8 protein-coding genes are annotated in these 9,462 nt (G+C 58.6%); all 8 read left to right on the forward strand.

Annotation, left to right across the window (positions count from 1 at the left end; translation table 11 throughout):
* Window positions 1-335: 335 nt before the first annotated feature.
* On the forward strand, window positions 336-1,034 hold the full coding sequence (locus tag AB4043_RS04705; RefSeq protein ID WP_147647706.1) for a winged helix-turn-helix domain-containing protein: 699 nt from the start codon (window positions 336-338) through the stop codon (window positions 1,032-1,034).
* 9 nt (window positions 1,035-1,043) lie between these two features.
* Window positions 1,044-2,390 carry a sensor histidine kinase gene (locus AB4043_RS04710; protein WP_442301695.1) on the forward strand — a complete coding sequence of 449 codons (1,347 nt, stop codon included), beginning with the start codon at window positions 1,044-1,046 and terminating at the stop codon, window positions 2,388-2,390.
* A gap of 13 nt (window positions 2,391-2,403) precedes the next feature.
* Entirely contained in the window at window positions 2,404-3,447 is a 1,044-nt protein-coding gene (pstS, locus tag AB4043_RS04715; RefSeq protein WP_442306586.1) for a phosphate ABC transporter substrate-binding protein PstS, read from the forward strand.
* 86 nt (window positions 3,448-3,533) lie between these two features.
* Window positions 3,534-4,529 carry a phosphate ABC transporter permease subunit PstC gene (pstC, locus tag AB4043_RS04720; protein ID WP_442301693.1) on the forward strand — a complete coding sequence of 332 codons (996 nt, stop codon included), beginning with the start codon at window positions 3,534-3,536 and terminating at the stop codon, window positions 4,527-4,529.
* Between the two features lies 1 nt (window position 4,530).
* Window positions 4,531-5,400, forward strand: a complete 870-nt coding sequence (gene pstA / locus AB4043_RS04725) for a phosphate ABC transporter permease PstA (RefSeq protein WP_442301692.1) — start codon at window positions 4,531-4,533, stop codon at window positions 5,398-5,400.
* The gene (pstB, locus tag AB4043_RS04730; RefSeq protein ID WP_442301691.1) at window positions 5,401-6,159 is read left to right on the forward strand and encodes a phosphate ABC transporter ATP-binding protein PstB; all 759 of its coding nucleotides are present in this window, start codon (window positions 5,401-5,403) and stop codon (window positions 6,157-6,159) included.
* Window positions 6,160-6,311: 152 nt separating this feature from the next.
* Entirely contained in the window at window positions 6,312-6,977 is a 666-nt protein-coding gene (gene phoU, locus AB4043_RS04735; RefSeq protein WP_263418954.1) for a phosphate signaling complex protein PhoU, read from the forward strand.
* A 67-nt stretch (window positions 6,978-7,044) separates the two neighbouring features.
* The coding region (locus AB4043_RS04740) for a hypothetical protein (RefSeq protein ID WP_442306587.1) at window positions 7,045-9,462 on the forward strand (2,418 nt) is incomplete at its 3' end.

Genomic DNA, 9,462 nt, shown 5'->3' on the forward strand with positions numbered 1-9,462 from the left:
GTACACGGTAGCCGGCACGCTCCAGCAGCATGCTCCGAATCCGAAGCCCGACGGCTTCATCATCGACACATAGGATTAAAGGTGAGTACACGGTAGCCGGCACGCTCCAGCAGCATGCTCCGAATCCGAAGCCCGACGGCTTCATCATCGACACATAGGATTAAAGGTGAGTTCTGCATCCGTGGGCCTGTGTGCCCACACTACACCATCACCTTCGTAGATGGCTCGTAAATCCGTTGCGAATCAACAGATCAGATGAGCAGATTCACATTATTTTTGCATTCCAGACCTTCGGGTGCGATAGCCTAAGGCCGAACACAGGAGAAAAATACTCTGTGAGCCAGACCATCTTTCTGCTGGAAGACGACCTCGATATCCAGCGGCTGGTGCAGTACCATCTGGAGGCTGCGGGCTTCATCGTCCGGGCTTTCAACGCGGCTACTAACGTAGCCTCTGACGCTGAGCGGCAACCCCCGGCCCTCTTCCTGCTGGACATCATGGTGCCCGGCGGTGACGGTCTGGATCTTTGCCGTCGTCTGCGCTCCAACCCCGCGCTGTCGACGATCCCCATCATCTTCCTCACCGCGCGCGCCAGCGAGAACGATCGTGTGCTCGGTCTGGAATTGGGAGCCGATGACTACATCACCAAGCCTTTCGGCACCCGGGAGCTGTTGGCTCGTGTGAAGGCCGTGTTGCGCCGCTTTGAACGTCCTACTGCGCCAAGCATTGTTAGCTTCGACAATATTGAGATTGATCAGGCTGCCATGCAGTTGAAAGTAGGTGGTCACCTGCAGACGACGACGGCTACCGAGTTCCGTCTGCTGGATTATCTTGCCCGCCATCCAGGCCGTGTCTTTACCCGCGATCAGTTGCTTGACGCCGTCTGGGGCGACGCTCGCTTCGTCACTCCGCGTTCGGTCGACGTCTATGTACGGCGAATTCGCGAGAAGATTGAAGCCGATCCGGAAAACCCGCGTTACCTTAAAACCATGCGCGGCGCCGGTTATCGTTTCGAAATGCCGAAGACCGTCTGAGGGAACGCCTTGAAGCGGACCATCACTGGAATTGCGGTACTGCTGTGCGTGGTTACGGCTCTGGCCGCATTTGGCGCTGGTTGGGCTTTGTCCGACTCGCCTGTGTGGCTGCGCTTCATCACGCTTGCGGCCATCATGCTGGGCATCTCTTTGCTTGCCATCGCGATTATCAGCGGTGCGCTGCGGAGAGATGCCTCCAGCCTTCGTCTGGCTATCGTGGCATCTACGCCGGAACAGCAGGCCAATCGGCCCGATCTGGGTGATTTTCAGGATCTTTGGCCTGCGTTTGACGCAGCGCGGCAGAAGGTTCGTTCCCAGATCGCAGCGATTGAAGAAGAACGGGCCAAGCTTGCAGCCGTTCTGGATTCCATGCAAGACCTTGTCGTCGCTGTGGATTCGGCGGGACGCATCCAGTGGGCGAATGAACCCATGCGTCGCGAGCTCGAAGGTGCAGTCCGCCACGGACAGGCGATCGTGCATACCATCCGTGATCCAGAGGTGCTGCTTTGCTTGCAGGTGGCTCTTGACGATGGTCTGGTGACACAGCGCCGGTCTACTTCGCTCAAGCCCGGCCGCATCTTTGAAGTGAACGCCGGTCCTATCCCCGGTGGCGGCGCTGTTGCCGTATTACACGACCTGACCCGCATCGAGCAGGTGGAGCGTACCCAGCGGGAGTTCATTGCTAACGTCTCTCACGAGCTGCGCACTCCGCTGACCTCCATCTCCGGTTACGTCGAGACCCTTCTGGACTTTGAGCGGTCGCTGTCTCCTCAGTCCAGGGAGTTTCTTGAAACGATCCTGAAAAACGCCACCCGTATGACTCGCCTGACCGAGGATCTTCTGGTTCTGGCCAGAGTTGAAAGCGGTGAGAATCCCATCCATCCGACGGTCGTCCCCGCAGAGAAGCTGGTACGCGATGCAGTCGCTGCTGTCCGCGGGATTGTGCGGGACGCAGGGGCCAAGCTCGACATCGGCACCATGGACGCGATCAATGTGATGGCGGATGCCGATGCCACGACCCAGGTGCTCTCCAACCTGATTGAGAACGCGACGAAGTATGGCCGCGCTACGACCGGGGAGCCCGCCCGGATCGAGGTCTCTGTCGAACAAAAGGGGGGCCATGCGGAGTTCCGCATCCGGGACTGGGGTGCGGGTATCGCCTCGGAGCATCACGACCGCATCTTCGAGCGCTTCTACCGTGTGGACAAAGCACGTTCCCGGGAGACCGGCGGTACAGGCCTCGGGCTCGCCATCGCGCGCCATATCGTGATGCAGCATGGCGGAAATATCTGGGTGGAGAGCCGCCTTACCCAGGGAAGCACCTTCGCGTTCACCTTGCCTGTGGTGCAGGGCTGATATGGTGAGGGATGTGCGCTCCGTTGTGCCCATCCTGCTCTCGTTTGCCCTGCTGACCGGCTGCAAATCGCCCCAGAAGACGGGCACTCCTACTGCAGACCCAGGCATACTGACGATCAACGGCGCCGGAGCCAGCTTTCCGAATCCCATCTACTCCAAGTGGTTTGCCGAGTATGGCCGGTTGCATCCTGGCGTGCACATCAACTACCAGCCCATTGGCTCCGGAGGCGGCATTCGACAGGTCTCGCAGGGCATCGTCGATTTCGGTGCGTCTGATGATCCCATGACCGATACGCAGTTGCAGCAGTCGTCCCATCCACTGCTGCATATCCCGACGGTGCTCGGCGCAGTGGTTCCGGTCTACAACCTGCCTGGTATCTCTGCGGAGATACGGTTTTCTCCGGAGGTACTCGCGGGGATCTATCTCGGTACGATTACCTTCTGGGACGACCAGAAGATCATTGCCGATAACCCCGGCATAAAGTTTCCGCATGAAGAGATTCTGCCGGTGTATCGCTCCGATGGTTCCGGCACCACCTTCATCTTCACCGACTATCTCACCAAGGTGAGTCCAGTCTGGGCGCAGCAGGTGGGTAACTCCACTTCGGTGAAGTGGCCGGCCGGCATTGGACAAAAGGGCAATGAGGGCGTTRCCGGCATGGTGCGTCAGGCTCCCTACGCCTTCGGTTATGTGGAGCTGGTTTACGCCTTACAGAACCACATGACCTTCGGTCTGGTACGGAATGGTGCAGGCCAGTGGATCAAGGCCAGTCCCGCGGCTGTCACGGCTGCAGCCGAGGCGCAGGCAGATACGATTCCCGCCGATTTCCGGGTCTCCCTGGCAAATGCCGGCGGGACAGCCAGCTATCCGATCTGTTCCTTTACCTGGCTGCTCGTTCCGCAGCAATCGGCTGACTCCACTAAGGGCAGACAACTGCACGACTTCCTGCTCTGGATGATCTCTGAAGGAGAGCCGGAGGCTGCCGCCATGGGTTACGCTCCTTTGCCTCGCCCTGTAGCAGAGCGTTTAAAAAATACCGTGGCCAGTATCCGGTAACACACGCAAAGCCTTATTAATCAAGCTGTTCATTCCGCGTTCACACATATTCCAGATACTCTAGGAAGGGGATCGGGAAGAGCCGGGTGACGACACAGCACTCAGAGATGGAGGGGGCACAGACTGCCTCTGAGGTACGCCGCTTTTTGATGCAGCGCGGCAGTGGTGGTGCGGCTGACCGCACCTTTGCAGCCCTGATGCTGGGGTGTGCCCTGAGCATCTTTGCTATCGTCGCCCTCATCCTGGGAATTCTGATCCTACGCTCCAGGCTCAGCCTGCATGAGTTCGGCCTCAGCTTTTTTCTGCGTTCAGACTGGGATCCGGTGCGCGGCAGCTTCGGTGCGGTTCCGTTCATCTGGGGAACGCTGGCCTCCGCCTTCCTGGCTCTTTTGATTGCGGTGCCGCTGGCGCTTGGCGTGGCAGTCTTTATCAACGAGATGTGTCCCCGTGCTCTGCGCACGCCGATTTCGTTTCTTACGGAGCTCCTGGCTGCGATTCCTTCAGTGGTCTATGGCTTGTGGGCGATCTTCGTCCTGGTGCCGATCATGCGGAGTAGTGTCGGGCCCTTTCTGAAGAAGTTTTTCGGCTGGACAGGCCTCTTTCATGGCCCGAACTTCGGCATCGGTCTGCTGACGGCCAGCATGATTCTGGCAATCATGGTGTTGCCGGTCATCTCCTCCATCGCGCGCGATGTCATGAAGGCGGTGCCCAATACACAGCGTGAGGGTGTGCTGGCGCTGGGGGCCACCCGGTGGGAGATGGTGCGTATCGGTGTGTTGCGCAATGCGCGCATCGGTATTGTCGGAGCCGTGATCCTTGGACTTGGCCGTGCTCTTGGCGAGACGATGGCGGTCACCATGGTGATTGGCAATCACGCGGCGATTCCGAAGAGTCTCTTCGCACCGGCCTATACGCTGGCTTCCGTCATCGCGAATGAATTTACTGAAGCGACCGGCGACCTCTATCTGAGTGCTTTGATTGAGATCGGCCTCGCGCTCTTTCTCGTCACCATTGTCGTGAATGCCGTCGCTCGCCTGCTGGTCTTCATGGTGACGCGCGGCAACACAGCGAGGGCGGTGTAGAGTGCCTCATCGTCCATCGCGTGCGAATGTTGGCCGCCGCCAGGCGGCCAATCACCTATTTAGCGTGCTGGCGATATTGAGCACTGTGCTGGTGATTGCTCCATTGTTCGCGATCCTGGTGTATCTGCTGTTTCAAGGCGTCCGCTCGCTCAACGTGGCCTTCTTTACACATCTGCCGCGGCCCGTGGGAGAACCCGGGGGCGGTATGGCCAACTCGATTGTCGGATCGGGCATCATTCTCTCGCTCGCCAGCCTTCTTGGAATTCCGGTTGGCATCGGTGCAGGTATCTACCTGCACGAGTTTGGTGGCGGCAAGACTTTGGCAAATGCTATCCGCTTTACCGCTGATGTGCTGAACGGGGTGCCATCCATCGTGATGGGCATTGCGGCGTATTCTCTGATTGTTGTTCCCCAGAAGCACTTTTCGGCGTTTGCCGCGGGTGTGGCCCTGGCCATCATGATGGTGCCGACGGTGACACGTACTACGGAAGAGATGCTGGCAACGGTGCCCAATGCAGTGCGCGAGGCGGCGTTGGGTCTCGGCATTCCAAAGTGGCGCACGGTGATGACGGTAAGTTTGAAGACCGCTTCGCCGGGCATTATCACCGGTTGCATGCTGGCGTTTGCGCGTGTTGCCGGAGAGACGGCGCCGCTGCTCTTTACTGCCTTCGGCAACCAGTTCTGGCCGACCAGCCCGAATGAGCCGATAGCAGCACTGCCGCTACAGATCTTTGTCTATGCGGTCTCACCATATGACGAGTGGCATCGTTTGGCCTGGGCTGGCGCTCTGGTGCTGATTGTGCTGATTATGGTCTCCGTCACGCTGGTCCGGGTGGTGACCGGGCGTGGCATGCTCAATGGAGGGCACTGAGTGGGCGTCGGTATTGAAGTCGAAGACCTGAATGCGTGGTACGGCCAGACTCACACGCTGAAGGGCATCAATCTGCAGATTCCCGCCAACTCGGCGACGGCGCTGATCGGCCCGTCCGGCTGCGGCAAGTCCACCTTTGTGCGCTGCCTGAACCGCATGCATGAGACTAACCCTGTCGCTCGGGCAGAAGGAACGGTCCGCGTCGGTAATGTTGATGTTTACAAAGATGCTTCTCCAGTTGAGGTTCGCCGACGCATTGGCATGGTCTTCCAGCGGCCGAACCCKTTCCCGACSATGTCGATCTACGACAACGTAGCCAGCGGCCTGAAGCTGAACGGATTCCGCAATAAGCGTGTACTCGATGAGGTTGTCGAGCGTTCGCTGCGGCAGGCGGCGCTGTGGGACGAAGTAAAGGATCATCTGAAGTCCAAGAGCGGAGCCTCGCTCTCCGGTGGCCAGCAGCAGCGTCTCTGCATTGCCCGAGCGATTGCCGTTGATCCTGAAGTGTTGCTGATGGATGAACCCGCGTCGGCGCTTGATCCGGTCTCGACCGCGAAGATTGAAGACTTGATCTTTCAGCTTAAAGACGAGTACACCATCGTCATCGTGACCCACAATATGCAACAGGCGGCGCGTGTGGCCGAGAAGACAGGGTTCTTTTTAAGCGGACATCTTGTCGAGTTCGATTCGACTCACAAAATCTTCACAAACCCGAGCGACAAACGGACCGAAGATTACATCACGGGCAGGTTCGGCTAGAGCATTTCTCCTAAAAGTTGCAGAGCGGAGGCTCGGGGTCCCCAGCGAACTCGTTCGCTGGGGTGAAGTCTTGGCTGTCTGCGCCGTTTTCCGGCGAAGAAAACGGCATTCGCAGGTTTATCCAAAGTTACAGTATTAGGAGAAGTGCTCTAATGCGTATCCGGTTTCATCAGAGTCTCGATGAGTTAAAAGAAAAGCTGCTGGTCATGGCGGGTATGGCCGAGCAGGCGATTCAGCGTGCCATTGAGGCATATCGCACGCGTGATTTAGAGATCTGCGAACTGGTCTTCAAATCGGAGCCGGCCATCAATCGGCTGGAGCGTGAGATCGACCAGGCAGCGCTCGATCTGCTGGCGATGGAACAGCCCATGGCCATTGATCTGCGGTTCATTCTTTCTGTCATTCGCATTAACGCTGACCTTGAGCGCGTCGGTGACCAGGCTGTAAACATCGCCGTCCGCGTGCGGGAGATGGGAGCCTATTCGAATGTCGATCTCCCGGTAGACATTCCACGTGCCGCGTCCCTCGCTTCGGCGATGGTCCGCAAGGCTCTGCAGGCGTTTATCGAAGGCGATGCTGAACTGGCGCGCTCGGTACTCGCGATGGACGATGAGGTGGATGCGATGAATGATGCGGCTTTCACCGCATTGAGCGCGCTCATCAAGCGTCAGCCGGAACTGACGCCGCAGGCCCTGAATGCCTTGATCATCTCGCGCAATCTGGAGCGGGTCGGAGACCATGCAACCAACGTTGCCGAAGACGTGATCTTCTGGGTGCGGGGCGCCGACGTTCGGCACAAAGGTTCCGTAGCGAGCTAACCGATCTATTTTGTACAACTTCTAGGCGGATAACCATCCGAGGGTCTGGTCAATCTAACCTAGAACGATGAGCCAGTTTGTTCGACTCCTCTCTCTTGCCGCACTCTGTGCTGCTACGGCGGTCCAGGCGGACCCTGCCCGCTTCGATCTGACCGGCCCCAAAGTCGATATCCGCGTCACGCGCGGCAGCCGTACGCTCCCGATTGCGCAGGTTGCAAACCTGCAGCCCGGGGACCGGCTCTGGCTGCGTCCGGAGCTGCCGGAATCCCAGTCGGTGCATCTGCTGCTGATTGCGGCCTTTCTGCGGGGCACCACCAACCCTCCACCGGATGAGTGGTTTACCAAGATCGAGAGCTGGAACAAAAAGGTAAAGGAAGAGGGAGTCTTCGTCACTGTGCCGAAAGACGCGCAGCAGGCGCTGCTCTTTCTCGCTCCTGAGACGGGCGGAGACTTCGGAACGTTGAAGTCGGCTGTGCGCGGCCGTCCCGGCATCTTTGTCCGCGCCTCGCAGGACCTGACGGAGCTTGGCTTCGAGCAGGCCCGCATCGAGCGTTATCTGGCAGGAATGCGCCAGATTCCGGCGACGAACGATGCCAAACTGCTCTCGGACCGCTCTGAGGCTCTGGCTCGGACGCTCGCTCTGAAGCCCAACTCCGACTGCTTCAACCAGCCCGCGGAGCAGCAGATCGTCTGCCTGACGCAGAGCGGGAATCAGACCCTGCTCGATGATGGCCATGGCGCCAGCATCGTAACGGAGCTGGCCAACAATGGCGGCGCCGACCTCGCTGGCGCTGCGGCTTCGACCGCTCCATTCGGTGGTGGCGCTTATAGCGCGTATGTCGGTGCAGTGGTGGATCTGACCAAGCTGCTGACCAACATGCATACCGCCCAGTACCAGTACATTCCGGCGGTGGCGTTTCCTGATACCGATCACTTCAATCTCCGCCTCAATGCCGCTCCTTCGTTCCACAATCCAAAGTCGGTGATTGTGATTGCACTGCCGGGCATCCAACCGACGAAGCTGCCTCCGCTACAGCCGGGCAATCCCAAGGAAGTGACCTGCCTGCTGAAGCCGGAGGTTGTGTTGCATCTGCAGAATGCCCCTCTGGTCTTCTCGACCGGCATCGCGCACGATCTGGTGCTGCATGTGAATACGCCGGAAGGGAAGGATATTCCGCTGGTTGCCGACGCCTCCAAGGGCGGGCTTGTGCTGACCTCCGCGGCAGAGGATAGCAGGCGTTCCATGACGGCGGATGATACGTCGATTGCTTCTAAACCCGCGTCGTCTGCAGGAGGTGGGCTGACCGGCACCGTTCACGGCCAGTGGGGTTTCGACTCCTTTGATGGACCGACATTGCCGCTGCAGAACGAGCCAGGCAAGGATTGGAAGCTGACCTCGGAAGATGGTGTCATCGTCGGACGCGAACACGCCTTTACGCTCGCTTCTACCGGCATTGGCTGCGTCGAAAAGGTAGAGGTCGTCAGCGGTCCGAAGAAGATCAATGCGGACTTTCATCCCGGAGAACAATCGCATCAGCTTATTGCCAAGGCGATGCTCAAAGATGTGAACCCAGGTGATCTGCGTGTTGAATTAGAGCAGTATGGAGATCAGCAGCCGCAACAGGTCGAGACCAAGGCCTACAACGAGGCTGCGAAGCTGACCTCATTCAAACTGCACGCCGGTGATACGGCCGGAGTGTTAGAGGGCAACTCGCTCGATCAGGTGCAATCCGTAGAGTTGAACGGCGCGACCTTCACGCCATCCGGAGAGCCTGGCAGCATCCTGAATCTGAGCCTTTCCAAGGACGCTCCGGTACTGAAGGTCAAGCCCGGTGAGACAGCGACAGCACACGCCCATCTGAAAGATGGACGGACGGTCGATGTTCAAGCCTCGATTCTGGAAGCACGTCCGACGGTTACACTGGTGAACCGGCATATTACAGCGCCTAATGGCGGTGTTCCTTCCATTCGGTTATCGAATAAGGATGACCTTCCTCTTTCAGATAAGCTCACGTTCTTTTTGAAAGCCAATGGCGCCTTTCCTCGCAGCCAGAAGATCGAGGTTGCGACCAAAGACGGCTCCTTGAAGACGATGCTCAGCTTTGACGATGGCACGCTGGTGTTGCAGGATGCATCTACCGCTATCGCGAACCTTGATCCGTCGAAAGCGCTGGGAGCCTCGGGCTTTGGCAAACTGCAGTTCCGTGCTGTCGGAGCAGATGGTTCTCAGGGAGACTGGCAGCCGCTGGCAACGCTGGTGCGGGCGCCGATGTTGAAAGAGATTCGCTGCCCGGTGGACGACACCAAGCCCTGCCACCTGATCGGCAGCAATTTGTACTTACTGAAAGCAGTCGCAGCGACCAGCAAGTTCGACAACGCCAAGGATGTCCCGCCGGGTTTCGGCGATAGCCAGCTTGAAGTGCCGCGCCCGTACGGCACCGTGCTCTTCGTCAAACTGTTGGATGATCCTGAGAGTGTCAATGCC

The organism is Terriglobus sp. YAF25, from assembly GCF_052113305.1.
GTDB lineage: Bacteria > Acidobacteriota > Terriglobia > Terriglobales > Acidobacteriaceae > Terriglobus.

What these genes read in the sequence shown, in the direction of transcription:
- phoU (WP_263418954.1), top strand. Translation starts at nt 6,312, where the DNA reads ATGCGTATCCGGTTTCATCAGAGTCTCGATGAGTTAAAAGAAAAGCTG.